The sequence below is a fragment of the Nonomuraea sp. NPDC049152 genome, assembly GCF_040648355.1.
GTDB lineage: Bacteria > Actinomycetota > Actinomycetes > Streptosporangiales > Streptosporangiaceae > Nonomuraea.
In genome coordinates this window covers 153,335-177,800 of sequence record NZ_JBEZDO010000003.1, presented here as the reverse complement: position 1 = coordinate 177,800, position 24,466 = coordinate 153,335, and the positions used below count along the sequence as shown (strand labels likewise).

The 24,466-nt window shown below is 71.1% G+C and carries 21 protein-coding genes and 1 pseudogene; 12 read left to right on the top strand and 10 right to left on the bottom strand.

Annotation, left to right across the window (positions count from 1 at the left end; all coding sequences use genetic code 11):
- The first annotated feature begins 3 nt into the window (after positions 1 to 3).
- From AB0B45_RS07325 to AB0B45_RS07315, 3 genes are read left to right on the top strand one after another with little or no spacing between them, the layout of a single operon-like run.
- Positions 4 to 573 carry a GNAT family protein gene (locus tag AB0B45_RS07325; protein WP_358126732.1) on the top strand — a complete coding sequence of 190 codons (570 nt, stop codon included), beginning with the start codon at positions 4 to 6 and terminating at the stop codon, positions 571 to 573.
- Entirely contained in the window at positions 570 to 3,827 is a 3,258-nt protein-coding gene (locus tag AB0B45_RS07320) for a hypothetical protein (RefSeq protein ID WP_358126729.1), read from the top strand. The genes AB0B45_RS07325 and AB0B45_RS07320 overlap by 4 nt, the downstream gene beginning before the upstream one ends.
- Before the next feature lie 30 nt (positions 3,828 to 3,857).
- Positions 3,858 to 4,949 carry a winged helix DNA-binding domain-containing protein gene (locus tag AB0B45_RS07315; protein ID WP_358126726.1) on the top strand — a complete coding sequence of 364 codons (1,092 nt, stop codon included), beginning with the start codon at positions 3,858 to 3,860 and terminating at the stop codon, positions 4,947 to 4,949.
- 16 nt (positions 4,950 to 4,965) lie between these two features.
- On the opposite strand, the gene AB0B45_RS07310 is transcribed toward AB0B45_RS07315, so the two are convergent.
- Positions 4,966 to 5,472 carry a DUF4232 domain-containing protein gene (locus AB0B45_RS07310; RefSeq protein WP_358126723.1) on the bottom strand — a complete coding sequence of 169 codons (507 nt, stop codon included), beginning with the start codon at positions 5,470 to 5,472 and terminating at the stop codon, positions 4,966 to 4,968.
- A gap of 61 nt (positions 5,473 to 5,533) precedes the next feature.
- On the opposite strand from AB0B45_RS07310, the gene AB0B45_RS07305 reads away from it, so the two are divergent.
- The gene (locus AB0B45_RS07305; protein WP_358126721.1) at positions 5,534 to 6,457 is read left to right on the top strand and encodes a LysR family transcriptional regulator; all 924 of its coding nucleotides are present in this window, start codon (positions 5,534 to 5,536) and stop codon (positions 6,455 to 6,457) included.
- Here AB0B45_RS07305 and AB0B45_RS07300 read toward each other — a convergent pair.
- The 5 genes from AB0B45_RS07300 to AB0B45_RS07280 are packed head-to-tail and all read right to left on the bottom strand — an operon-like array spanning position 6,446 to position 11,254.
- Positions 6,446 to 7,180: a serine hydrolase gene (locus AB0B45_RS07300; RefSeq protein ID WP_358126718.1), complete on the bottom strand. Its 735-nt coding sequence runs from the start codon at positions 7,178 to 7,180 to the stop codon at positions 6,446 to 6,448. The two genes, AB0B45_RS07305 and AB0B45_RS07300, sit on opposite strands and share 12 nt — an antisense overlap.
- Entirely contained in the window at positions 7,177 to 8,760 is a 1,584-nt protein-coding gene (locus AB0B45_RS07295) for an amidohydrolase family protein (RefSeq protein ID WP_358126715.1), read from the bottom strand. The genes AB0B45_RS07300 and AB0B45_RS07295 overlap by 4 nt, the downstream gene beginning before the upstream one ends.
- A 37-nt stretch (positions 8,761 to 8,797) precedes the next feature.
- Complete coding sequence (locus tag AB0B45_RS07290; RefSeq protein ID WP_358127557.1) at positions 8,798 to 9,550, bottom strand: amino acid ABC transporter ATP-binding protein; 753 nt, start codon at positions 9,548 to 9,550, stop codon at positions 8,798 to 8,800.
- Position 9,551: 1 nt separating this feature from the next.
- Entirely contained in the window at positions 9,552 to 10,388 is an 837-nt protein-coding gene (locus tag AB0B45_RS07285; RefSeq protein ID WP_358126712.1) for an amino acid ABC transporter permease, read from the bottom strand.
- On the bottom strand, positions 10,385 to 11,254 hold the full coding sequence (locus tag AB0B45_RS07280; RefSeq protein WP_358126710.1) for an ABC transporter substrate-binding protein: 870 nt from the start codon (positions 11,252 to 11,254) through the stop codon (positions 10,385 to 10,387). Before AB0B45_RS07280 ends, AB0B45_RS07285 begins: the two co-directional genes overlap by 4 nt.
- A gap of 122 nt (positions 11,255 to 11,376) precedes the next feature.
- Here AB0B45_RS07280 and lysA point away from each other — a divergent pair, with 122 nt between their 5' ends.
- Positions 11,377 to 12,612, top strand: a complete 1,236-nt coding sequence (gene lysA / locus AB0B45_RS07275) for a diaminopimelate decarboxylase (protein ID WP_358126707.1) — start codon at positions 11,377 to 11,379, stop codon at positions 12,610 to 12,612.
- Here lysA and AB0B45_RS07270 read toward each other — a convergent pair.
- Positions 12,603 to 13,256, bottom strand: coding sequence for a hemerythrin domain-containing protein (locus AB0B45_RS07270; protein ID WP_358126704.1), 654 nt, complete (start codon positions 13,254 to 13,256; stop codon positions 12,603 to 12,605). The genes lysA and AB0B45_RS07270 overlap by 10 nt on opposite strands.
- Positions 13,257 to 13,345: 89 nt before the next feature.
- On the opposite strand from AB0B45_RS07270, the gene AB0B45_RS07265 reads away from it, so the two are divergent.
- Complete coding sequence (locus tag AB0B45_RS07265; RefSeq protein ID WP_358126701.1) at positions 13,346 to 13,888, top strand: ferritin-like domain-containing protein; 543 nt, start codon at positions 13,346 to 13,348, stop codon at positions 13,886 to 13,888.
- Here the strand turns inward: AB0B45_RS07265 and mreB are convergent.
- Together mreB and AB0B45_RS07255 are read right to left on the bottom strand one after the other, a co-directional pair.
- Positions 13,885 to 14,877, bottom strand: coding sequence for a rod shape-determining protein MreB (gene mreB / locus AB0B45_RS07260; protein WP_358126699.1), 993 nt, complete (start codon positions 14,875 to 14,877; stop codon positions 13,885 to 13,887). The genes AB0B45_RS07265 and mreB overlap by 4 nt on opposite strands.
- A gap of 190 nt (positions 14,878 to 15,067) precedes the next feature.
- Entirely contained in the window at positions 15,068 to 18,382 is a 3,315-nt protein-coding gene (locus AB0B45_RS07255; RefSeq protein WP_358126696.1) for a beta-N-acetylglucosaminidase domain-containing protein, read from the bottom strand.
- Between the two features lie 183 nt (positions 18,383 to 18,565).
- Between AB0B45_RS07255 and AB0B45_RS07250 the strand changes: the two genes are divergently transcribed.
- The 6 genes and pseudogenes from AB0B45_RS07250 to AB0B45_RS07225 form a co-directional block, all read left to right on the top strand.
- Entirely contained in the window at positions 18,566 to 19,267 is a 702-nt protein-coding gene (locus AB0B45_RS07250; RefSeq protein ID WP_358126694.1) for a TetR/AcrR family transcriptional regulator, read from the top strand.
- Positions 19,260 to 20,180, top strand: a complete 921-nt coding sequence (locus AB0B45_RS07245; protein WP_358126692.1) for an ABC transporter ATP-binding protein — start codon at positions 19,260 to 19,262, stop codon at positions 20,178 to 20,180. The genes AB0B45_RS07250 and AB0B45_RS07245 overlap by 8 nt, the downstream gene beginning before the upstream one ends.
- Positions 20,177 to 21,787, top strand: a complete 1,611-nt coding sequence (locus AB0B45_RS07240) for an ABC transporter permease (protein ID WP_358126689.1) — start codon at positions 20,177 to 20,179, stop codon at positions 21,785 to 21,787. The genes AB0B45_RS07245 and AB0B45_RS07240 overlap by 4 nt, the downstream gene beginning before the upstream one ends.
- Positions 21,788 to 21,835: 48 nt before the next feature.
- The gene (locus AB0B45_RS07235; protein ID WP_358126686.1) at positions 21,836 to 23,053 is read left to right on the top strand and encodes a cytochrome P450; all 1,218 of its coding nucleotides are present in this window, start codon (positions 21,836 to 21,838) and stop codon (positions 23,051 to 23,053) included.
- A 3-nt stretch (positions 23,054 to 23,056) separates the two neighbouring features.
- A complete protein-coding gene (locus AB0B45_RS07230; protein WP_358126684.1) occupies positions 23,057 to 23,302 on the top strand; it encodes a ferredoxin in 246 nt (81 codons plus the stop codon).
- Positions 23,303 to 23,386: 84 nt separating this feature from the next.
- Positions 23,387 to 23,776, top strand: a pseudogene (locus tag AB0B45_RS07225) (adenosine deaminase); the annotation flags it as partial.
- Here AB0B45_RS07225 and AB0B45_RS07220 read toward each other — a convergent pair.
- Positions 23,773 to 24,462, bottom strand: coding sequence for a hypothetical protein (locus AB0B45_RS07220; protein WP_358126681.1), 690 nt, complete (start codon positions 24,460 to 24,462; stop codon positions 23,773 to 23,775). The pseudogene AB0B45_RS07225 and the gene AB0B45_RS07220 sit on opposite strands and share 4 nt — an antisense overlap.
- Positions 24,463 to 24,466: the final 4 nt, after the last annotated feature.

The window sequence follows — 24,466 nt, the reverse complement described above, 5'->3', positions numbered from 1 at the left end:
CGCATGTTCGCCACCAAACCCATTCTCGTCGGAGAGCGGGTCACGCTGCGCCCCGTCGGTCCCGAGCACGTCGAAGGTCTGCTGGAGCTCGTCACCGACGCCGAGGTCAGGCGGCTGACCGGCTCGCGCGCGGGGGTCGGCCGCGAGCCGGCCACGATGTGGTACGTCACGCGCGCGGACCACGCCGAACGGCTCGACCTGGCGATCTGTCACGAGGACGAGTACGTGGGCGAGATCGTGATCAACGAGCTCGACGCCGACAACCTCTCGTGCAACCTGCGGATCGCGCTGATCGGCTCGCGGGTGTTCGGCAAGGGCTTCGGCACCGAGGCGCTCAGGCTGGTGCTCGGCCACGTCTTCTCCACGACCCCGCTCAACCGCGTCAGCCTGGGCGTCTACGACTTCAACGAGCGCGCGCGGCATGTCTACGAGAAGGTGGGCTTCGTGGTGGAAGGGGTACTGCGCGACGCCCTGCTGTGGGAGGGCGAGTGGCACGACGAGATCGTGATGTCGGTGCTGCGGAGGGAATGGGTCACAACCAAATCCGAGATTGGCGCATCTAAGCTGCAGTGACGACGCGTTTGCTTCCCGGGGACCCTGACCGGCTGGGCGGCTACTGGCTGGCGGGGCGGCTCGGCTCGTGTTTCGACGCCTACGACCGTGGAGGCAGACGCTACGCGATCAAAATGGCGCCCGGCAGGGCGCCCGTGGTGGCGCCGCACTGCGTGGCCAGGGTGGTGGAGTCGGGGCCTGGTTTCGTGGTCAGCGAGTTCGTCCAGGGGCCCAGCCTGAGGGAGGCGGTCGCGCACGCCGGTCCCTACGCGGGCGACCGGCTGCACAGGATCGCCGTGGCGCTGGCCACCGCGCTGGTGGCGATCCACGACGCGGGCGCCGTGCACCGCCACCTCGGGCCCGACTGCCTGCTGCTCGGCCCCGAGGGCCCCAGGGTCGCCGGGATCGGCACCGCCGACGCCCAGCGCCCGGCCCCCGAGGTGTTCACCGGGGGCGTCGCGGGGCCGCCGGCCGACGTGTTCTCGTGGGGGGCGACCGTCCTGTTCGCCGCGACCGGCCGCGAGCCGTTCGAGGCCGAGAGCCTGGGCGGGCTCATGCACTCGGTGCTGACCGTCGACCCCGACGTGAGCGACCTGCCCGAACCGCTGCGCTCCATGGCCGCCAGGGCGCTGGCCAAGGAGCCGGGCGACCGGCCCACCGCGCGCGAACTGCTGATCGGCCTGACCGGCAGCGCCGAGCCCGCCGTCGGCGCGCACCTGGCCGCCGACGTCAGGCCGCCGGAGGGACTGACCGGGCCGCCCCCGCTCGGCGACGTGGCGGAGGGCGTCTACCAGAGCCTGCCGCCCGAGCAGCAGTCGACGCTGCCCGAGGTGCTGCTGCGGATGCGCGAGCCCGGCAGGCTCCCGCTGGCCGAGGTCGAGGTCGATCCCGCCGTCGCCGCGCTGACCGAGGCGGGCATCCTGGTACGGCGGAGCATCGCGGTCCCGCCCGTCGACCGGCCCGAGGGCCGCCTGGTCGCCGTCGCCGACGACTCGGTGGGCCCGGCCAGCCCGGCCCTGTTCCACGCGTGGCCGAGGCTGCGCACGTGGACGGAGGACGTCACCCCGTTCAGGCGGCGCAGGATCAGGCGCAGAGTCCTCGTGGCGGGGGTCGCGGCGGGGGTGGCCGTGGCGATGGCCGCGACGGTGGTGAGCGTGACGAGCGGTCTGTCCCGCCAGGGGCGGGCGGGACAGACCGAGCTCGCGGGCCCCGCGCTCCGGGCGGCCCGCGAGGTGGCTGCGCGGGCGGAGAGCCTGCGCAGCGCGGACCCGATGACCGCGATGAAGCTGAGCGTGGCCGCGTGGAGCCTGGCGCCGGTGCCGGAGGCCCGCAACGCGCTGCAGCGCTCGCTCGGCCAGAGCGATCTCGGCGGCTTCACCGACCCCGGGCCGGTGGAGGGCACGACCTACCGCCTGTCCGACGACGGCACCAGCCTGCTCGGCCAGCGCAAGGACCAGGTGCTGCGCTGGGATCTCGGCACCAGGAAGCTGGTCGGCGAGCACCGCCTGCCCTCGCCGGCCGACGCGTGGACGTCGCTGTCCAGCGACGGCAGGATCTACGCCGCCGGCGACTCCGCGTCGGTGCGGGTGTGGGACCTGGCCACGGGGGCGGCGGTCCGGGGGGCCTGGCCAGGCGGCAAGCCGGCGCTGCACGCGCGGGGCAGGCTCCTCAGCGTCACCACCGGCTATCGCACCAGGCTCTACTCGACCGGCGGCGGCCCCCCGCTGCTCGACGTCCGCCGCAGGACGATCGTCACCTCCGCGGACGGCAGGTGGGCCACGGTCGCCGCGACCTCCGGCGAGGTCCAGGTATGGGATCTGACCAGGCGCGAACGGATCTACACCCGCGCGAGCAAGCCCTTCATCGGTGAGGCCCAGGTCGAGCTCCCTCCCGTCACGGCGTTCAGCCCCGACGGCCGTCGGTTGGTGATCGGCGACTCCGTGCTCGACACCAGAACGGGCGCATCGAAGACCCGGCTGGACGAGGAGAGCGAAGAAGGCCACACCGGGGGATGGGGGCCGCTGTCGTTCTCCGCCGACGGCCGCTTCCTGCTCGAACCACTCGAACCCGACGAGCTGGAGGTCGAGCCTCCCGAATGGACGGGCCCGGTATCCGACCAGCCCTCCCAGGATCCCGCCGGGGAGTCCTCCGGATGGCCCGAGCCGGAGCTCGGCCAGACCGTCCGGCTGTGGCGGCTGTCCGACGGGCACCTGCTCGGCAGCTATCCCGCCAGGAAGGCCACGGGCCAGTTCGCCTTCTCCGCCGACGGCAGGTCGATTCGCTACACGGTGGAAGGCGGCACCGTCCTCTCGATCGACGTCTCCGACGTCCTGACCGACGCGCCCAGGCAGCAGACGATCGCGCTCAGCGCCACCAGGCAGCAGTCCTTCTACGGCAGCCCGCCGCAGCGCCTGCTCTCCCCCGACGGCACGGTGGCCGCCGTCCAGCAGGGCCGGCGCACCGACCTCTACGACACGACGGCCGGCAGGCCGATGGGCGACATCCCGGCGGCGGGCCGGCTGTCCTTCGGCGGCGACGGCGAGCTGCTGGCCGTGGGAGGGGCGCGCACCACGATCTGGGACGTTGCCACCCGCACGGAGGTCCTGGCGATCCCCACGGGCGAGGTCCACGACGTGGCGCTGTCGGCCGACGGCCGGCTGCTGGCGGCCGTGGGAGAAAAGGGGCTGAGACTCTGGAGCGTGCCGGAGGGCACGCCGGTCAAGGGGCCGCTCGACACGATCAGGACCCCGCTGGTCTTCTCCCCCGACGGCAGGAGGCTGTTCGCGGGCAATGATCTGGTGGACCTGTCCTCCGGCAAGGTCACCGAGACCGGAGGCGGCGACACCTTCGCCACCGCCTTCAGCCCCAGCGGCGCCACCGCTGCCTTCGTCGTCGACGCCGACTTCTTCACGGTGTGGAAGCTGGCCACGTGGCCCCCGCAGACGGTCAAGGGGTCGGGGTTCGGCACCAGCGTCAGGTTCTCCCCCGACGGGAAGCTGCTGGCCGTGGGCGGGGAGTACACCACGCTGTGGGACGCCACGACGCTGCGCGTCATCAGCAGGGTGCCGCTCGGGCGGAACGTCTCCGACGTCGCCTTCAGCGCCGACGGCTCGAAGCTGATCGGGCTGCGGGAGGACGGCAGCGTGCGGGAGAGCCCCCTCGACCCCGCCATGGCCGCCAAGGCCGTCTGTGCCAAGGCGGGAGGCGCGCTGGACGAGGCGGGATGGAAGCGGCTGTTTCCCGTCACACCGTACCCGGGCGGCATGTGCTCCTGAGCGGGAGCTTTCGCCCTTAGTGTGTCGCTCATGGATCCCGTGCTCAGCCGCCGCGCGCTCAACCGCGCCACCCTCGACCGGCAGCTCCTCATCCGCAGGACCACGATGCCGGTCATCGACGTGATCGAGCACCTGGCGGGGCTCCAGGCGCAGACCCCGCACTCCTGGTACACCGGGCTGTGGAACCGTATCGAGGGCTTCAAGGCGGAGCAGGCCGCCGACCTGCTCGAACGCAGGGAGATCGTCCGCATCGCGTTGCAGCGCTCGACCATCCACCTGGTCAGCGCGCGTGACTGCCTGGCGATGCGGCCGCTGGTCCAGATCGTCACCGAACGGATGACCCGCACCACGTTCGGCAGGAAGCTGGCCGGCGTCGACCTCGACGAGCTGGAGACGCTCGCCAGGTCGCTGCTGGAGGACAGGGCGATGACCTTCGCCGAACTCGGCAGGGCGCTGGGCGAGCGCTGGCCGGACAACGACCAGCACGCGCTCGGGCAGGGCGTGCGGTGGCTGGTGCCGCTGGTGCAGGTGCCGCCGCGCGGCCTGTGGGGCAAGAGCGGGCCGATCGCGCACACCGCCGCGGACGGGTGGCTGGGGTTCGAGACGCCGCCGATGACGGCCGGCGAGCTGGTGCTGCGTTACCTGAAGTCGTTCGGTCCTGCGAGCGTGAAGGACGTGCAGACGTGGTCGGGGCTGACCCGCCTCGGAGAGGTGGTCGCCTCCCTCGACCTGGTGACCTACCGCGACGCCGGGGGGCGGGTGCTCTACGACCTTCCCGACATCGAGCTGCCGGCCGAGGACCTGCCGGTGCCGGTGCGGTTCATGTACGACTTCGACAACCTGTTCCTCTCCCATGAGGACAGGTCGCGCGTGGTGGAGCACGTGGACGTCCTCAGGCGCTTCGTCCCGTACAACGTGCAGCCGCGGACGATCCTGGTGGACGGGTTCCCCGCCGGCGACTGGACGACGGCGCGATCCAAGGGCACCACCACGCTGACGATCCACCGGTGGGAGCCCTTCGACCCCACGGAGGCGGGTGAGGAGGCGGCGCGGCTGCTGGCTTTCCTCGCTCCCGGCGACCGGCACGAGATCGTCGTCTCCGACGGCCCTTCGAAGGTCTGACGTCCCCCGCGTCCGGTCAGCGGGCGGTGAACGGGGTCACGTTGAGCCGGCCGCCGCCGCAGACGGTGGACACGAAGCGGACCTCCAGGTGCGACCGCTCGTCCGGCGGGTAGACCAGCAGCTTGGCCGAGGCCGGGCACGAGGTCTCCTCGCCGGTCTCGACGACGGTCCAGCTGACCGTCGACGTCGCCGCCTTGCCCGGCTTCAGTATCACCTTGTGCGGCGTCGCCTTCTTCCTGACCACCCGGGTCCGCAGCGCGTCGCCCTCGGCGTCGACCATGGTCAGCCCCGGAAAGCCGTACACCCAGCAGGACTTGGCCGACTTGTTGGTCAGGAGGAGCGCCTGGTGGCGCTGGCCCGCGCCCGCGTCCTCGCGGCCGAGGGCCCCCTTGAGGACGCCGGTGGTACACCGCGCCGGCGCCGCCGAGGAGGCGGCAGTGTGCGCGGCAGTGGACGCGGAGGCGGCCGCAGGGGTGAGGAACGCCGCTCCCAGCAGGGCGGCGACGGTGGATGTGGCTTTCATACCTGGTGAGACTCGCCGGCGCGTGCTGCGGTTCGGTGATCAGGCTCATACGCTTGGTCACGTGTTGAGTAGTAACCGACTGCGTGTCCTGCTTGAGGTGTTCAGGACGGGCAGCATCGCGGGCGCGGCCAGGGTGCTGAAGCTGTCGCCTTCCGCGGTGTCCCACCAGCTGTCGCGCCTGGAGCAGGAGGCGGGCGTCGGCCTCGTCGAGCGCAACGCCCAGAGCCTGCGCCTGACCGAGGCGGGCCGCCGTCTCGCGATCCGCGCGCAGGAGGTCGTCGACATCATCGAGGCCGCGGAGAAGGACCTGCTCGCCCAGGCCAGGGTGGACGCGGGCGAGCTGCGCATCGGCTTCTTCGCCTCCGCCGGCTACCGGCTGCTGCCGCTGGCGCTGTCGCGGTTCGCCTCCAGGTACCCGAAGGTGGCGCTCGACCTGGTGGAGGGCCAGCCGTACGAGCTGCTGCCCGACCTGGAGCGGGGTGCGCTCGACGTGCTGGTGGTCTTCGAGCACGCCCTCGACCCGTGGCAGTGTCCCGAGGGGGTGGAGGTGGTGCACCTGTTCGACGAGCCGCAGCTGCTGGTGGTCCCGACAGGGCACGCCGCCGCCCAGCGGCCGAGGGTACGGCTGGCGGACCTGGCCGACGAGCCGTGGATCACCACGTTCGGCGCCGAGCACCCGGTCTCCATCCTCGAGCGGGCCAGCACGCTGGAGGGCTTCTCGCCGCGGATCCGCTGCCGCAGCGACCACTACGAGGTGACGATCGGCCTGGTGCGGGCCGGGCTCGGCGTCGCGCTGGTGCCGAGCCTCGGCCTGATGGGCGCCACCGGGCTGCAGACGTGCCGCCTGGCCACGCCGAACCTGTTCCGCAGGATCGGCGTGGCCAGGCGGCCGACCAACCCGAATCCGGCCGCCCGGTCCTTCCTGGCCTACCTCCGCACGGCCTCCGCGCAGCTCAGGAACTCGCTGGAGCCCTCACTGCGCTGAGATCCGCTCGGCGATGGCCAGCCCCGCCTGCCGTACGGCGGCCGCCAGCTCGTGCTCGGCGCCCGAGGGACCGTGGGCGAGCACGGCGTAGGCGACCCGCCTGTCCATGATCCCGACGTCGGACCTGATGCCGTCGTCCGTGCCGGTCTTGTTGGCCAGCCAGCCGCCCTCGGGATCGTGCCTGACCAGGGCGGGGACGAGGCTGTGGTCGGTGTTCTGCTGCATCCAGCCCCGCATGAGCACCTGCCAGCCGTCCGAGCCCGCCACGAGCGCGGCCAGCGAGGCCAGCTCGGCGGCGGTGCCGATCGCGAACGTCGGCGGGTCGCCGGGACCGCGCGGCTCCCTGATGCGGTCGAGGAGCCTGGTCCTCGACAGGCCGAGAGCGGCTGACGCGGCGTTGACCCTGTCGACGCCGACCCTACGCAGCAGCGCGTTCGTGGCGGTGTTGTCGCTGATCGCGGCGGTGAGCAGAGCCAGATCGCCGATCGTCCAGCTGCGGCCCGACAGCGACAGCAGCAGGCCCGAGCCTCCGCAGTAGTCGTCCTCGTGCAGCGTGAGCGGCATGTCGGGGTGGAGGATGCCGCCCTCGATGCTCATCGCCACCTCGGCCAGCAGGAGCAGCTTGCCGACGCTGGCCAGCGGCAGCTCGACGTCCTCGTTGACGCCGTGGAACTCCCCCGTCACCAGGTCGCGTGTCGCCACGGCGAGCGTGATGTCGTTCACAGCCCGATGATCCTTCCTGGCCGCTCCTCGGTGAGCGTGCCGCGCTCCACCGCCAGCCGTCCCGCGACGACGACGGCCTCGACGCCGACGGGCGGCAGCAGCGGGTCAGCGTAGGTGGCGCCGTCGGCAACGGTGGCGGGGTCGAGCACCACCAGGTCGGCGTGCGCGCCGTCGCGCACCACTCCCCTGTCCTCGAGCCCGAACCTGTCCGCGGCCATCCCCGTCATCTTGTGGACGGCGATCTCCAGCGGGAACAGGCCCTGGTCACGGGAGTAGCGGCCGAGCACCCTCGGGAAGGTGCCCGCCAGGCGCGGGTGCGGGTGCCCCGGCTTGGGCACGCCATCCGAGCCGATCATGGCGAACTCGCTGGCCAGCACCCGCTGGACGTCGTCCTCCCGCATCGAATGGCTGATGATCGTCACCTCGCCCTCCTCGGCGAGCAGCAGCTCGGCGGCGGTGTTCACGGGGTCGCCGCCCAGCTCGGCGATCGTGCGGCCCTCGACCTCGGGGTGGTTGGCGGCGCAGGCGACGGAGATGCGGTCCCATCCGCCGTTGCCGACCGTGTTCTCCCAGCCCGGCACGCCGTCCTCGATCGCCCTGCGCATCCGGTCGCGTTCGCCGGGGTCGCGCAGCCGGTCGAGGAGCGCCTCCGTGCCGCCGTCGTTGGCCCACGGAGGGAACATCGCCGACAGCGAGGTGCTGCCCTCGGTGTAGGGATAGACGTCGCAGGTGACGTCCATGCCCTGGGCGCGCAGCTCGGCGATGCGCGGGAGCGTCCGCTCGGTCCTGCCCCACGCGTGCCTGCCGGCGGTTTTGTGGTGGCTGACGTGCAGCGCGGCCCCACTGCCGCGCGCGATCTCGACCGCCTCCTCCAGCGCCTGCTCGACGCGGGACATCTCGTCCCTGAGGTGCGTGACGTACGGCTTGCCGTACCGCGCCGCGACGCGGGCCAGCGCGACCACCTCGGCGGTGTCGCCGTACGTGCCGGGGGTGTAGATGAGTCCCGTGGACAGGCCCGCCGCACCGGCGGCCAGGGCGTCGTCCAGCAGCGCGCACATGGTGTCGAGCTCCGCGCGCGTGGCGGGGCGGTCCTCGTAGCCGAGCACGCCCGCCCTGAGCGTGCCGTGGCCGACGAGGGAGGTCAGGTGGTTCGACCTCGGGGCGTGCTCATGCGCCTCCACGAACGCCCCGTAGTCCTGAAATATCGGGATATCGCCGCCGAAGCCTGCCCTGCTCGACCTGCGCAGGGCGGAGACGCGCTCCGGCAGCGCGGGAAAGAGGCTCGAACCGCAGTTGCCGCAGATCTCGACGGTGACGCCCATGCGCACGGGAGCCGCGGCCAGCTCCTTACCCGCCGCGCCCAGCAGGGTGACCGCGTCGGAGTGGGTGTGCACGTCGATGAAGCCGGGGGCGACGACGAGCCCGGTGGCGTCGATCATCCGCGCTCCCCCGCCGTCGGAGGGGCCGCCCTGGGGCAGCAGGACGAGACGGCCGCCGGAGACGCCGACGTCGGCGCGGCGCAGCGGCGCGCCCGTCCCGTCGGCGACGAGGCCGCCACTGATCAGCACGTCGAGGCTCACGGGGTGGCCACCGTACCCTTCGGAAGGAGCGGCCCGTTCACAGAACCTGCCCGAGGAAGGCGCGGGTGCGTTCGTGACGCGGGTTGGACAGCACCTCGCGCGGCGCCCCCTCCTCCACGATCAGCCCGTCGTCGATGAACACCAGATGGTCGCCCGCCTCCCTGGCGAACCCCATCTCGTGCGTCACCACGATCATCGTCATCCCGCTGGCCGCCAGGTCGCGCATGACCTGCAGCACCTCCTGCACCAGCTCGGGGTCGAGCGCGCTGGTCGGCTCGTCGAAGAGCATGACCTTGGGATTCATGGCCAGGCTGCGGGCGATCGCGACCCGCTGCTGCTGCCCGCCCGACAGCTGTCTCGGATAATGTCGCGCCCTGTCGGCCAGGCCCACCCGGTCGAGCAGCGCGAGCGCGTGCGAGGTGGCCGCCGCCTTCGAGACTCGCTTCACCGTGCACGGGCCCTCCATGACGTTCTCCAGCGCCGTCATGTGCGGGAACAGGTGGAAGCGCTGGAAGACCATGCCGATCTCCTGCCGCTGCCTGCACAGCTCGTCGGGCCGCAGCAGGTGCAGCCTGCCGGACTTCTCCGTGAAGCCCATGAGCTCGCCGTCCACCCACACCCGGCCCGCGTCGATCGTCTCCAGCCTGTTGACGCAGCGCAGCAGCGTCGACTTGCCCGAGCCCGAAGGTCCGACCACGCAGACCACCCCGCCGGGCGGCACGTCGAGGCTCACGCCCTTCAGCACCTCGATGGGCCCGAACCGCTTCCTGACCGACTCGATCTTCACCATGCTAGTGCCCACGGCTGAACCTCCTCTCCAGGAAGCGCTGGCCGACGGTGGCCACGCTGGTGAGCAGCAGGTACCACGCCGAGGCGACGACCAGCAGCGCGATGACCTCGAAGTTGTCCAGGTAGATGCGCTGCGAGACGGTCAGCAGCTCGGCGCCGGAGATGACGGAGACCATCGAGGTGGTCTTCAGCATCGAGATGAACTGGTTGCCGGTCGGCGGGATGATCACCCGCATCGCCTGAGGAAGCACCACCCTGCGCAGGATCTTCCGGTGTGTCATGCCCAGCGACTCGGCCGCCTCCCGCTGACCCGGGTCCACCGAGCGGATGCCCGCGCGGACGATCTCGGCCATGTAGGCGCCCTCGTTGATGGTCAGCCCGAGCAGCGCCGCCGTGAACGGCGTGATCAGCTCGTTGGCCGGCCACTGGAGGAACATCGGCCCGCCGAACGGGATGCCGATCCCGATCTCGGGGAAGACCAGGCCGATGTTGAACCAGAAGATGAGCTGCACCAGCAGCGGCGTGCCGCGGAAGAACCAGGTGTAGAGGCCCGAGGCGCCGCGCAGCACGGGGCTGTCCGACAGCTGCATGACGGCGGCGACCACGCCCATGGCGACGCCGATCGCCATCGACAGCGCGGTCAGCGCGATCGTGATCCACAGGCCGCCGAGGACGCGGCCGTCGAGCAGGAACTCGACGATCACGTCCCAGTGCAGGTTGGGGTTGACGATGACCGTGTAGGCCAGCCACACCATGACCAGCGCCGCCACCGCCGCCGCGACGAGCCGCCCCGGCCTGGGCGGCTTCACCGCCTCGATCCGGAGGTCCAGGTCCATCATGCGCCGGTGTTGATCGTGACCTTGGAGACGGCGTTCGGCGTCGTGCCGTACTTCTCCAGGATCTTCCCGTACTCGCCGCTGTCGATGAGCTCCTGCAGCGCCTTCGCGACGGCGTCGCGCAGGCCCGTCTGCTTCTTGTCGACGGCGATGCCCCACGGTCCCGCGTCGTACTGCTCGGGCAGGACCTCGTACTTGCCGGTCTCCTTGGCGTACATGGCGGCCACGGGCGAGTCGACGATCGTGGCGACCGTACGGCCCGAGTCGATGGTGAGCAGGCCGGTCGGGGCGTCCTCGCTCTGCATGATCTCCATCTTCTGGGCGCACTTGTCGTTCTGGCGCTTGCCGATCTCCAGGTTGGAGCTGCCCTTGGCCAGGACGACCTTCTTGCCGCACAGGTCGGCGAGGGTCTTGATGCCCTCGGGATTGCCCTTCGCGACCATGATCGCGCCGCCCGCGTTGAAGTAGTCGACGAAGTCGACGGCCTTGCGGCGCTGCTCCAGGTCGCTGAGCGCGGCCATGGCGATGTCCCATCTGCCGCCCTGCAGCCCGGGGATCAGTCCGTCGAAGGAGGCGTTGATGACGCGCGTCTTCAGCCCGAGCCGTGCGCCGATCGCGACGGCCAGGTCGGCGTCGACGCCGGTCATCTCCTGGGTGCCGGGCTTGTACATCTCCATCGGCGGGTAGCCCTCCGAGGTCGCCATCCGCAGCTCGCCCGACTTCCTGACGGTGTCGGGGACGAGGTCCTTGGCGCTCTTGCCCGTCGAGGAGGGCGGCGTGGGGGCCGCCGCCGTGCCCGAGGTGGACCTCCCGCATCCCGCGCCCAGCGCGCAGACCGCCGCCAGGGCGATGACCAGGTGTTTTCGCATGGCACCTCATGGTGGCCAGCCCGCCACCCGCCACCAAGCCTCGTGAAGGCATGCGACCCTCAGCAACGAATCCGTCGAGGCTCAGACCATCGAGGCATCGGATCTGCCTACGCTTCCGCTCCATGAGCTTGGACATTTGGCCCCAGACCGCCGGCTGGGACGGCGGGGAGCTGCACCTGGGCGGCGTCGGCGCGGTGGAGCTGGCCAGGGTGTACGGCACGCCCGCCTACGTGCTCGACGAGGCCGACTTCACCGCCCGTGCCCGCGCGTGGCTGGACGCGCTGCCCGACGGCGACGTCCACTACGGCGGCAAGGCGTTCCTCTGTCCCGAGGTGGTGCGCTGGCTGGACGGGCTCGGGCTCTCGCTCGACGTGTGCACGGGCGGCGAGCTCGCCGTCGCCAGGGCCGGAGGGATGCCACCCGAGCGGGTCGTCTTCCACGGCAACAACAAGTCGCCCGCCGAGCTGCGCCGCGCCGTCGAGTGGAGCATCGGCTGCGTCGTCGTCGACTCCTTCACCGAGATCTCCAGGCTCGCCGCGATCGCCGCCGACCTCGGCGTCAGGCAGCGGGTGATGGTCAGGGTGACGCCCGGCGTCGACCCGCACACCCACGCCTTCATCGCCACCGGCGGCGAGGACTCCAAGTTCGGCTTCTCACTGAGCGCGGGCGCGGCCGCGCTCGCCGTGGAGCGGGTGACCGCCGAACCCTCACTGGAGCTGTACGGCCTGCACTCCCACATCGGCTCGCAGATCTTCGACCTGGACGCCTTCGGCACCGCCGCGGCCAAGATGGCCGGCTTCGCCTCTCAGGTCGGCGTCACCAGGCTCGACCTGGGCGGCGGCCTCGGCATCGCCTACCTGCCGTCCGACGCCACCCCTCCGACGCCCGCCGAGCTGATCGCCGTCCTGAAGAAGGAGACGGCGGGCCTGCGCCTGGCCGTCGAGCCGGGCAGGTCCATCGCGGGGCCCTCCACGGTCGCGCTCTACGAGGTCGGCACGATCAAGGGCCGCTACGTGAGCGTCAACGGCGGCATGAGCGACAACCCCCGGCCCGGCATGTACGGCGCCGCCTACACCGCCTCGCTGGCCAACCGTGCCTCCGACGCCACGCTCAGCCCGTTCACCGTGGTCGGCAAGCACTGCGAGAGCGGCGACGTGCTCGTCGGGGACCTGCCGCTGCCCGGCGACCTGCGGCCGGGCGACCTGCTGGCCGTACCAGTGTCCGGCGCCTACCAGCGCTCCATGGCCAGCAACTACAACCACGTGCCACGGCCCCCCGTCGTGGCGGTACGCGATGGCGCGGCCCGGGCGATCGTCCGCCGCGAGAACGAGGAAGACCTGCTCAGGCTCTACGCGTAGGTCCTGATCCTGTTGGTCGCCGCCGCGTACTGGCGGCGGCCGACGAGCTTCCACACGATCCTGGCCACCACCGGCAGCTTGGCGAGGAACGCGGCGCGCTCCCGCGGCGTCGCCTCCTCCAGGATCGCGCCGAGGCTGACAAGCAGCTTGTCCTTCGGGATCGAGTCACGGCCGGTCTCGCCGAGCCTCTCCCATTCCTCGACCGTGATGTGGAGCGTGACGAGGGGGAGGATCTCCTCCTCTTCCTGCTGGAGATGGGCGTCGAGCTCGTCGGACAGCTCGGCGACCAGAGCGGCGATCCGCTCGCCGCGCGCGGGCGCGGCCTCCGCCACCCAGCCGGGGACCAACTCCTCGATGGCCGGGATGAGGGCCGCGACGCGCTCGTGCTGCGCCTCCATGGTGTGGATCAGGTCCTTCTCCAGTGACGCCCGCTCCAGCAGCAGCGGCCAGAGCATCCTGTCCTCGGCCTCGTGGTGGTGGTGCAGCCCGGTGAGCATGTCCTGGAGATGCTCGGCCAGCACCGCGGCACGGTCGGTGTCGCCGGCCCTGACGGCCCTGATGTAGGCGGGCAGCGCGCCGAACTCCCTGCGGAAGACGCGGTGGACGACCGCCATCTCCCAGATTCCTGGTTTCTCGTCATTCACGCTCCGAGTGTGGGAGGCCGCACTTGGAAACGAATTGCAGATACATCCTTTGTGGCGGGTTGGTGCGTCACTGCGGATCTGGAGGGCATATGCGGGCCATGGCTGAGTTCCTGACTGACATCAAGACCATTCGCGAGCGTGCCAGGGCCGAGATCGGCAAGGGTCCCATCACCGACGCCTACGGCGCGGACCTGGAACGCGTCATCCAGGTGTGCAACGAGGCACTGGCGACCGAGATCGTCTGTGTGCTCCGCTACAAGCGTCACTACTACACCGCCACCGGCATCATGGCCGAGTCGGTCGCGGCCGAGTTCCTGGAGCACTCGGCCGATGAGCAGGAGCACGCCGACAAGCTGGCCGCCAGGATCATGCAGCTCGGCGGACAGCCCGACTTCAACCCCGACACGCTGACCGCGCGCTCGCACTCGCAGTACGACTCCAGCGAGGGACTCACCGAGATGATCAAGGAGGACCTGGTCGCCGAGCGGATCGCGGTCGCCGCCTACACCGAGATCGTCCAGTGGCTCGGCGACAAGGACGTCACCACCCGCCGGGTCTTCGAGGAACTCCTGGCCAAGGAGGAGGAGCACGCGGACGACATGAAGAATCTGCTGGAGCGCATGCCCGGCTAGTTTCGGGCCGCCCACATGCCCAGGCCGAGTGCCACCGTGTACTCGGGCGTGGCCACTCGTCTCACCGGAATGCCCAGGTCACGCCGGAGCCTCCTGGGCAGCCGGGTCAGCCGCGCGCCGCCCCCTGTCAGCAGCAGACCGCGGCGGGCCACGTCGGCGGCGATCTCGGGAGAGCACGACTCGAGCACCTCCCGCACCGCCTCGACGATCGCCCGGACCGCCGGATCGATCGCCTCGTGGACGCACTCGGCCGACACCGTGGCACACAGCGGCGCACCGTGCCTCGGATGCGCCCCGCTCACCTCCATCCGGCTGTCCGCGGGCGGCTCGCAGGCCACGCCGATCTCCTCCTTCAACGACTCCGCCGTCCTGTGGTCGATGACGACCCCGTAGGCGCGCCGGACCTCCAGCGTGATCGCCCTGTCCATCGCCTCCCCGCCTGTCCGCATCGACCTGACGGCCACCGCCCTGCCCATCGACACCGCCGCCACGTCGGTGGTCCCGCGCCCCACGTCCACGACGATCGCCGCGATCGGATCAGCCAGCGCGAGACCGGCACCCAGCGCCGCCGCCAGCGGCTGCTCCATGAAGATGATCTGGCGGGCCTGCGCCTCATAGGCCGCCTCCAACGCCACCTTCCGTTCGATCGAGGTGATCCCTCCCGGCACCGCGATCGTCATCCTGGGCCTGGCGAACGGATGCCCGTGCACCTTGTGCACGAAATAGCGCAGCATCTGGCGGGCCGCGTCAGGTTCGACGATCACTCCGTTCCTGACCGGCCGCATGGTGACCATCCCGGGCATCGGCTTCCTGGCCTCCGCGCCGTACGCGACGATCTGCCCGGTGTCGGGATCGACCGCGACGAGGGACGGTTCGTTGAGCAGGATGCCCCTGCCGCTCACGTGGATGCGCGTGCTGGCCGTACCGAGATCGACGGCGAGATCCCTGCTGAGGAACGGGAGCATCGATTCGAGCCGCCTGACACTCATGCCGTTCCTCATGATTATTTCGTTGCCTGCCCGGAGTCCACTCAATACCAATCACTCATCCCAAATCGGCAAACGCGCCACGATTTGGGCATTTCCCTTAGATTCCGACACCTGGGGGCACGCCTGCGGGGCGGGAGTCGTCCTGTCGAAGGATGACGCCGCGCCCCGATCGCGTCGAAAGCGCGTGCGGTCAGGTGGCGTGGATCTCCATCTCCCAGAGCGAGTAGCCGAAGCCTGTCGCTCGCCGTACCCCTTGCATCCGGACGAACCTGGCGCTGTTGGGCGTGTCGATCCACACCTCGTCCACCCCGCCGTCACTGGCGGTCACCTCCGCGGCGGGCTGCCACGTGGTGCCGTCGGTGGAGACCTCGATGCGGTAGGCGGCGGCATGGGCGGCCTCCCAGCGGAGCACCACCTTGCCGACGTCCATCGTCCTGGCCAGTTCGACCTGGAGCCACTCACCGTCCGCGGCCTTGGACGACCAGCGGGTGGCGCCGTCGCCGTCCACGGCCTTGGCGGCCTCGAACGTGGTGCCGTTCTCGACGCTGGAGGCGGTGGCGGGCCTGCCGAGCGCCTGGTTGACCGCCGTCACCGGCCGGTGGACGGCCACCTTCAGCTCGGCCTTCACCTCGCCGAAGCTCACCGTCACCGTCGCGGTACGGCCCGCCGCGTCGGCCGGTGGGGTGATCTCCAGCGGGACGGTGACCTGCCCGCCGCGCGGCACGGTGAGCTGCTTCCTCGCCGGGACGACGGTCCAGCCCTGGGGCGCGCTCACCGTGAGCGTTCCCTCTACCGCCCTGGCGAGCCGCGTCGTCAGCACCGCCGTCGCGGTCGACTTCCCGCCTGCCACGGCCTCCACCGTGCCCGGGGTGAGCCGCAGGTCGGCGGGCGGCACATCGGCGTAGCGCGGGACGATCTCGGCGATCCGCGGCGCGACGCCGCCCGCCGACCATGCCAGCCGTACGGCGTCGCCCGTCACGTCGGCGACGTCGAGCTCGGTGTACGGCCCGGCGAGCGAACCGATCGCCTGCCACTGGCCGCCCACCCTGACCTGTACCTCGGCGGCCCCGGCGCCGATGACGACCACCTTGTCGATCAGGCGCGCCTTGGACAGCGTCACCTGCAGGGCGTCTCCGCTCGAAGGAGCACCCGAGGGCGTGTAGGCGGTGTCGAGGTTGCCGTCGACGGTGGCCGCCACGTCGCCCGCGGGCGTACCGCTCGCGGTGAGCCTCGTCTCGTCCTCGTCGAGGGTGTCCACCGCGAACTCGCGGACGACCAGCCAGTTGGCCTGCCCGCCCGTCGAGCGGTAGCGGACGTAGCGGGCAAGCGTGCCCACGGGCGCCTTGGCCCTGACCTCGGCGGTCGTGCCGCTGGTCAGCGCCGTCCAGGTCGCGCCGTCGACGGAGTGTTCCAAGACGCCGGCGTGGATGTAGTCGTCGGGGCTCGAGCTCTTGCCCATCAGCACGGCGATGTCGCCGATGGTCCTGGCCGAGCCGAGGTCGACGCTCACCGCGTCGCCGGCGCCGGGTGCGCCGTTGCTCCAGTAGAAGGTGTCGGGGTTGCCGTCGGCCATCAGCTCGGGACTGTATCCGGAGTAGACGCCGAGCGTGCTGGAGGCGCTCGGCCGGTCGGAGTCGACGCCGATCCAGGCGTCGTAGGCCTTGAAGGCGTCGGCGACGAAGGGGTCGACAACGCCGTCGCCGATCTTGGGGAAGGTGGTGGAGTGCGGCTGCCGTACGTCCCTGATGGCCTTGGCATCGGCGATCAGCTTGGCGATCTCGTCGCGCAGCGCCAGCGCGCGCTTGCCGTCGTCGGCGCGGACGGCGTCGGTCAGGTCGAGGGCCTTCACCATGGCCTTCGTCCACAGCCTGGTCGCGTCGAGCCACGACTTGGCCTCGTCGAGGAAGGCGCGGTCGGCCACGCCCCGCGTGATGAGGTCGGGCGCCTTGGCGTACCGTTCGGCGACGGCGCGCAACCCCTCGCCCTTGGCGATCGCGGCGGCTAGGACGGGCGACTGCTTGGTGTGCAGCGTGCCGTCGAGGGTGTTGAGGTCGGCGAAGTCGCGTAGCGCCTGGACGGTGGCCTGGTCGCCGCCCGCCACCTCGGCCAGCGCGCGCAGCCACGACCGCTCGGCGTCGTAGGCCGTGTCGTTCCAGCCGAAGTCGCCGAAGGAGTAGAGGGGGATCTTGCTGACGGCGGCCTGGTTCATCGGGTTGGAGATGATGCCGACCAGGCTCTCCGACAGGCCGTTCTCGCGCCCGGTGTAGGCGGCGATCGACAGCCGTCCCGGGTTGTAGTCGTTGACCGGGTAGTTGTCCCAGACCAGGATCTTGTGGCCGAACACCGCCCGTGCCTCGGCGACCTCCCGCTTGAGTATCACGGTCGGGACGACACCCCATCCCGTCCAGTGGACGATCACCTCGGGGTCGAGATTGTCCCTGAACGCCTTCTTGTAGGGGCTCTCGGTGGCGTTGTAGTACTCGGTCGGCACGGTCTGCAGCGGCGCCACGTCGCCCTTGCCCCGCACCCAGCCCTGCACGGTGTTGAGCAGGTCGGTCTGCGCCCGGCCAGGCCCCGTCGTGCCGTACTTCGCGCGGTCGCCCTCGCAGTTCCACTTGTTGGGGTCGATGTCGTCCAGCGCGACGTTGAACGACCTGCCGCCGAGCGCGTAGATCGCCTCGAACTTGGCCAGCAGCTTGTTCACGTCGTCGGCCGAGGTGTAGCAGATCGAAAGGCCGGGCGAGATCGCGAAGGTGAAGTCGACCCTGTTCGCGCGGGCGCGGGCGATCAGCTCGCCGAGCTGTGCCAGCCTGTCCTGCGGGTACGGCTCCCGCCACTTGTCGCGGTGGTAGGGGTCGTCCTTGGGCGCGTACTCGTAGGTGTTCATCCGGTGCGCGCCGAGGTAGTCGAGATGGTCCAGCCTGTCCTGGTGCGACCACGGCGTGCCGTAGAAGCCCTCGATCGAGCCCCGGTAGGCCATGGACGGCCAGTCGCGCACGACCACGCCGGGCACCCGGTCGGTGCCCTCGCGCTTCTGGACGAGCTGGGCGAAGGTGAGCGCGGCGTAGTAGGTGCCGTCGGCGTCGACGCCGTCGAGCACGATGTGCTTGCCGCCGCGCCGTCCCTTGCCCGCCGCGAGCACGTAGCCCTCGGCGGGGAGCCCTTCGGAGCCCTTCACACCCAGCTTGTCGGCGCCGCCACCCAGCCAGAGGGTGACGGGCGTCTTCGGGTCCTCGCCGTCGGTGGTCTCGATGCGCTTGACGCCTGCGGCCTCGAGCGTCTTCCTGACGACGGCCTCGGCCTGAGGGTCGCTCCGGGTGGTACGGACCAGTCCGACGACAGGAGTGAGGGGGAAACCGTCTCCCGTGGGCGTGACCTGCTGTGGAGTGGGATAGAGCCGGTCGATGGGCTGGGCGGGATCGGCGTGGCCAGGTGTCGTGGTGAGCAGGGAAGAGGCGGCGAGAGCGGTCGCGAGGATGATCAAACCGGGACGTTTGGGGGGCACGCGTCCTCCTTTGAGCAATCCACCCCTTAAGGGTGCAGGATTGCTCACATAAGATCACCCGCTTCATGTTGCGGTCAATACCGGTACGGACCACTCTGCCGCCACCCTCACTGGACATCGACTACACGCATGTGTAGTGTCCTATCTGAGCGAGTAGCCAGTTATACGCACGGATAGGGATGGATGACAGTGACGACGACCGGACCCGACCCCGAGGACCTCACCGCCCGCGCCCGCATCAGGGACGCCGCGATGCGGCACTTCGGCGAGCAAGGGTTCGAACGGGCGACGATCAGAGGCATCGCCGAGACCGCCGGAGTGTCGTCAGGACTGGTGCGCCACCACTTCGGCTCCAAGCAGGCGCTGCGGGAGGCGTGCGACGCGTACCTGGCCAGGATGATCCGCAGGCTCAACGACGAGGTCAGGTCGGGCGAAGCCCTCCGCAAGGGCAACCCCGTCGCCACCGCCCAGGCCGCGATGGGCCCCTACCAGCGGTATCTGGCCCGCGCGCTCGCCGAAGGATCGGCCGAGTCCGTCTTCGACGAGATGGTCGAGCTGAGCGAGCAGTGGCTCGCCGACGCCGACGAGACCCGTCCCGACGTTCCCGACGTCGACAGGAAGGCCAGGGCCACGGTGGGCACCGCGATGGCGCTGGCCGTCGCGGTCCTGCACACGCACGTGTCCAGAGGCTTGGGCGTCGACCTGTACAGCCCCGAGGGAGACCTGCTGCTCGCCAGGACCCTCATCGACATCTACTCCCATCCCATGCTCAGCATCGAGGACGCCGCCGAGGTCAGAGCCGCCCTCGACCGGATCCAGGCCGAGCAGACAAAGACTGACCGCGGAGCCACGCTCCGCCGACTCGAGGAGCACCACCATGACTGACGCCATCTCGGTGGCAGGGTTGGTCAAGACGTTCGGCTCCACCAGAGCTCTGGACGGGCTCGACCTCGCCGTACGCACCGGAGAGGTGCACGGCTTCCTGGGACCGAACGGCGCGGGCAAGAGCACCACGATCCGCGTGCTGCTGGGCCTGATGCGGGCCGACGCGGGCACCGCCCTGCTGCTCGGCGGCGACCCGTGGGCCGACGCGACGGCGCTGCACCGCAGGCTGGCCTACGTGCCGGGCGACGTCACGCTGTGGCCGAACCTGTCGGGAGGCGAGGTGATCGACCTGCTCGGCCGGTTGCGCGGGGGCCTGGACAAGCGCCGCCGCGCCGACCTGCTGGAGCGCTTCGACCTCGACCCCCGCAAGAAGGGCCGCGCCTACTCCAAGGGCAACAGGCAGAAGGTGGCGCTGGTCGCGGCCTTCGCCTCCGACGTCGAGCTGCTCATCCTCGACGAGCCGACCTCCGGCCTCGACCCGCTGATGGAGGAGGTGTTCCGCGAGACCATCAGGGACGAGGTACGGCGAGGCGACAGGACCGTGCTGCTGTCCAGCCACATCCTCGCCGAGGTCGAGGCGCTGTGCGACCGGCTCACCATCATCAGGGACGGCAGGGCCGTCGAGACCGGCACGCTGTCCGACCTGAGGCACCTGACCCGCACCAGCATCCGGGCCGAGCTGGAAGGCCCGCCGTACGGGCTGGACGAGCTTCCTGGCGTGCACGACCTGCGCGTGGACGGCGACAGGATCCGCTTCGACGTCGACCCCTCCGCGCTCGGCGCGGCGCTCGGCCGCCTCTCCTCGGCGGGCGTGCGCAGCCTCGTCAGCCAGCCGCCCACGTTGGAGGAGCTGTTCCTCCGGCACTACGACAGGGCCGCGGGCAACGGAAGGCACGCGGAGGCGGCCCGATGAACGCGCCGACCGGCACGGCGCGGTTGATCCGCCTGGCCCTGCGACGCGATCGCCGGCTGCTGCCGCTCTGGATCCTCTTTCCCTGTCTGGTCCCGCCGGTGTTCATCGCCGCGTTCAACGGCGCGTACCCCACCGCGCGGGCGCGCCAGGAGTACATGGAGACGAGCCTCCACAACACCGCCTTCACCGTGACGTACGGCCCGCTGCACGGCTCCACCCTCGGCGAGCTCGTCACCTGGCGATCCGGGTTCATCCCCGTCATCGTCGCCCTCGTCGCCCTCCTCACCGTCATCAGGCACACCAGGACGGAGGAGGAGGCGGGCCGGCGCGAGCTGATCGGCTCGACCGCGGTGTCCCGCCACGCGGCCATGGCCGCCGCCCTGCTCATGACGTGCGCGGCCTGCCTGGTCCTCGGCGCGGTGTCGGCGCTGGTCCTGATCGGCCAGGGCCTGCCCGCCGCGGGCTCGCTCGCCTACGGGTCGGGGCTGGCCGCCGCGGGCTGGGTCTTCGCCGCGATCGGCGCCGTGGCCGCCCAGCTCACCTCGGGTGCGGGAAGCGCCCGCGGCATCGCCATCGTCGTCCTCGGCACCGCCTTCCTGCTGCGCGGCATCGGCGATGTGAGCGCGCTGTCCGGCGGCAGGCTGGGCTGGCTCTCCTGGACGTCGCCGATCGGCTGGGCGCACCAGCTGCGGCCGTTCGCCGGCGAACGCTGGTGGATCATCGCGCTCGCCGCGTGCGCGACCGCCGCGCTCACCGCGGCGGCCGTCGCGCTGTCCGCGCGGCGGGACCTCGGCAACGGCCTGTTCGCCGCCAGGGTCGGCCCCGCCGTCGCCCCGCCCGGCCTGCGCTCCCCCTTGGGCCTGGCCTGGCGGCTGCATCGCGGATCGCTGATCAGCAGGACCGCGGGCTTGGCCGTGGTCGGGCTCGGCCTCGGCGGCATCGCCCAGAGCATCGGCGAGCTGATGAACAACAGCTCCCCCGCCGCACGCGAGGTCCTCGCCCGCGTCGGCGGTCCCGGCACGGTCGTCGACCAGTACTTCGTGGGCATGATGACGATGTTCGCCGTGATCGCCGCGGGGTTCGCGATCCAGGCGGCCCTGCGCCTCAGGGCGGAGGAGAGCGAAGGGCGCGCCGAACCTCTTCTCGCCGCTCCCGTCGACCGGCTGCGCTGGGCGGGCAGCCACCTCGTCTTCGCCCTGCTCGGCCCGACGCTCGGGCTGGCGGCCTTCGGCGCGACCACCGGGCTCGCGCACGGGCTCAACACCGGCGGCCTGGGCCGCGACCTGCCCCGCGTCCTGGCCGCCGCGCTCGTCCAGCTGCCGGCGGTGTGGCTGTTCGCCGGGCTCGCGTTCGCGCTGTTCGGCCTGCTGCCGCGGCTGGCCGCAGGGGCGTTCGCGGTGCTCCTGGCGAGCCTGCTGCTCGGCTGGCTCGGCGGGGAGCTCCAGCTGAGCCGGTGGGTGCTCGACCTGTCGGTGTTCAACCACATCCCGCAACTGCCCGGCGGGGAGCTGACCGTGCTGCCGCTTGCCGTGCTGACCGTGACGGCGGCGGCGCTCATCCTGCTCGGCCTGTACGGCCTGCGCCGCCGCGACATGTCGGCCGGCTGAGCCGTACCACCGGACTCCGCGACCCCCGACGCACTGGAAAGGAATGAGATGTCCGAGCCCACGACCGCCGCGCCGATGCCGACCGCACGCGTGGCGGGCTGCCCCTTCGACCCCCCTGAGGATCTGGCCCGGCTGCGCGAGGAGCAGCCGGTCACCCCCATGGCCTACCCCGACGGCCACGTCGGCTGGCTCGTCACCAGCCACGCGCTGGTGCGCGCCGTCCTCGCCGACCCCCGCTTCAGCCACAGGGCCGACCTCACCCACGCTCCGCTGGGCGGAACCCGCATGGGCGAGCCCCGACCGGCGCCGCCGGGGATCTTCACCGCGATGGACCCGCCCGAACACACCCGCTACCGGCACCTGCTCACCGGCCAGTTCACGGTCCGCAGGATGCGCAGGCTCACCGGAAGGATCCAGGAGCTCACCACCGAGCACCTGGACGCGATGGAACGGCACGGCCCGCCCGTCGACCTCGTCGAGGCGTTCGCGCTGCCCATCCCCGGCCTGGTCATCTGCGAACTGCTCGGCGTGCCCACCGGCGAACGGGCCAGGTTCCAGGACGACATGTCCAAACTGCTGAGCCTGGAGGTCTCTTCCGAGGAGAAGATCGCCGCCTTCACCACCCTCACGACGTTCATGCGCGACCTGGTGCCGGCCAAGCGCGCCGAACCGGCCGACGACCTGCTCAGCGGCCTGGTTACCGGCACCGACCTGACCGACGAGGAGCTGACCAACATCAGCGGCGTCCTGATGGGCGCCGGGTTCGAGACCACCGCGAACATGCTCGCCCTCGGCGCCTACGCCCTCATGAGCCGTCCCGACCAGCTGGCCGCCCTCCGCGCCGACGAGGGTCTCACCGACCAGGCGGTCGAGGAACTCCTGCGCTACCTGAGCATCATCCCCGGCACCGTCAGGGCCGCGCTCGAGGACGTCGAGCTCGGCGGGCAGCTCGTCAAGGCCGGCCAGTCGGTCACCGTCTCCATTCCCGCCGCCAACCGCGACCCCGGCCACTTCGCCGACCCCGACACGCTCGACCTGCGCCGCTCGACCGCCGGGCACGTGGCCTTCGGTCACGGCATCCACCAGTGCCTCGGCCAGCAGTTGGCACGCGTCGAGATGCAGGTCGCCATCCCCGCCCTGTTCGCCAGGTTCCCGACGCTGCGCCTGGCCGTACCGCCGGAGGAGGTGCCGCTGCGCACCGACATGATGATCTACGGCGTGCACCGGCTTCCTGTCACATGGGACGTCGCACAGGACGAGGAGTAGGCGATGCGGATCACCGTGGACAGGGAACGCTGCTGCGGGGCGGGCATGTGCGCGCTCACCGCTCCCGAGGTGTTCGACCAGAGCGAGGACGACGGCCGGGTGCTCGTGCTCGACCCCGTGCCGCCACCCGAGCACGAGGCGGCCGTCCGCAGGACCGCCGTCCTCTGCCCGTCGGGGGCGATCACCCTCACCCCGCCGCCCGACCTCGCCAGGACGAGCGACAAGGTCTTCGGACCCGGAACGGCCTGAACGTCACGCGGTCCGCTCCCCTCCCTCGCGAGCCAGGTCCCGACGCTCGGCTCAGTGTCCGGTGGCGCCGTCGATGCGGGGGAGGGGCTGCACAGGGTCGCGCACGCGGGAGAGGAGGGCGGAGCCGACTACGTATGGGAGGCGCTCGACATCCTGCGCGTGGAGCGCGTCGACCACGGCATCAGGGCCATGGAGGATCCCGCGCTGGTGGCCAGGCTGCGTGAGGAGCGCATCCCGCTGACCGTCTGCCCGCTGTCGAACGTGCGGCTGCGCGCGGTGCCGACGCTGCGCGACGACATCCTGCCCGCGATGCTGGACGAGGGCCTGCTCGTGACCGTGAACTCCGACGACCCCGCCTACTTCGGCGGGTACGTCGAGGACAACTACCGGATGCTCCGCGACGAGCTGGGCATGAGCGAGGACCAGCTCGACCTGCTGGCGCGCAACTCCTTCGAGGCCGCCTTCGACTTCTAGGTCCTCGACAGGACCCGGTCGCTGACGAAGCAGAGCATGCCGTACTCCGTGGCCCGCCGGTGGGCGAACTCGGTCAGCTCGGCGGTGTCGGCGTAGTCCAGCGCGTACAGGTCGAGGTCGTACTCGAGGAGCCGTTCGGCCACGGTGGCGTGCACCTCCAGCACGTCGTCCGGCCAGGGGGCGTAGGTGTGCTCGTCGACCCAGCGCGCGGAGAACGACTCGAACAGGACGCCGTCGACCAGCTCGGCCATCCTGGGCAGCAGCCCGAAACCCCTGTTGGCCAGCAGGTAGTCGGGTCTGGCCTCCTCCCTGATCGCGGCGATCAGCGCGAGCAGGTGCGGAAGGTCCTCGGGGTAGGTCTGTTCGAGGTTGAGCGTGTCGAGGAACAGCCCGGTGAAGCCGGTCGCGATCGCCGCCTTGGCCTGGTCGACCACGTGGCCGACCCAGCGAGGGTCGCCGACGTGGACGAACGCGCCACCCCAGTCGGGGTTGCGCTCGGGCCGCTGCCACGGCGCGGGCGGCCCCACGTCCTCCGACAGCGACAGGTAGCCGAGCGTGTGCACGCCATGGCTCTTGAGTACGGCAAGCTGCGCCGTGCCGTAGAAGCCGGCCTGCAGGACGACCTTGTCGTAGCAGGCGAGCCGGTCGAGCCGTCCGTCGCCGTAGTAGAAGCAGATCGGTTTCACTCGC

What these genes read in the sequence shown, in the direction of transcription:
- lysA (WP_358126707.1), top strand. Translation starts at nt 11,377, where the DNA reads ATGAGCTTGGACATTTGGCCCCAGACCGCCGGCTGGGACGGCGGGGAG.
- AB0B45_RS07280 (WP_358126710.1), bottom strand. Translation starts at nt 11,254, where the DNA reads ATGCGAAAACACCTGGTCATCGCCCTGGCGGCGGTCTGCGCGCTGGGC.
- AB0B45_RS07235 (WP_358126686.1), top strand. Translation starts at nt 21,836, where the DNA reads ATGTCCGAGCCCACGACCGCCGCGCCGATGCCGACCGCACGCGTGGCG.
- AB0B45_RS07250 (WP_358126694.1), top strand. Translation starts at nt 18,566, where the DNA reads ATGACAGTGACGACGACCGGACCCGACCCCGAGGACCTCACCGCCCGC.
- AB0B45_RS07265 (WP_358126701.1), top strand. Translation starts at nt 13,346, where the DNA reads ATGCGGGCCATGGCTGAGTTCCTGACTGACATCAAGACCATTCGCGAG.
- AB0B45_RS07325 (WP_358126732.1), top strand. Translation starts at nt 4, where the DNA reads ATGTTCGCCACCAAACCCATTCTCGTCGGAGAGCGGGTCACGCTGCGC.
- AB0B45_RS07230 (WP_358126684.1), top strand. Translation starts at nt 23,057, where the DNA reads ATGCGGATCACCGTGGACAGGGAACGCTGCTGCGGGGCGGGCATGTGC.
- AB0B45_RS07290 (WP_358127557.1), bottom strand. Translation starts at nt 9,550, where the DNA reads ATGGTGAAGATCGAGTCGGTCAGGAAGCGGTTCGGGCCCATCGAGGTG.
- AB0B45_RS07315 (WP_358126726.1), top strand. Translation starts at nt 3,858, where the DNA reads ATGGATCCCGTGCTCAGCCGCCGCGCGCTCAACCGCGCCACCCTCGAC.
- AB0B45_RS07285 (WP_358126712.1), bottom strand. Translation starts at nt 10,388, where the DNA reads ATGATGGACCTGGACCTCCGGATCGAGGCGGTGAAGCCGCCCAGGCCG.
- mreB (WP_358126699.1), bottom strand. Translation starts at nt 14,877, where the DNA reads ATGAGTGTCAGGCGGCTCGAATCGATGCTCCCGTTCCTCAGCAGGGAT.
- AB0B45_RS07310 (WP_358126723.1), bottom strand. Translation starts at nt 5,472, where the DNA reads ATGAAAGCCACATCCACCGTCGCCGCCCTGCTGGGAGCGGCGTTCCTC.
- AB0B45_RS07245 (WP_358126692.1), top strand. Translation starts at nt 19,260, where the DNA reads ATGACTGACGCCATCTCGGTGGCAGGGTTGGTCAAGACGTTCGGCTCC.
- AB0B45_RS07240 (WP_358126689.1), top strand. Translation starts at nt 20,177, where the DNA reads ATGAACGCGCCGACCGGCACGGCGCGGTTGATCCGCCTGGCCCTGCGA.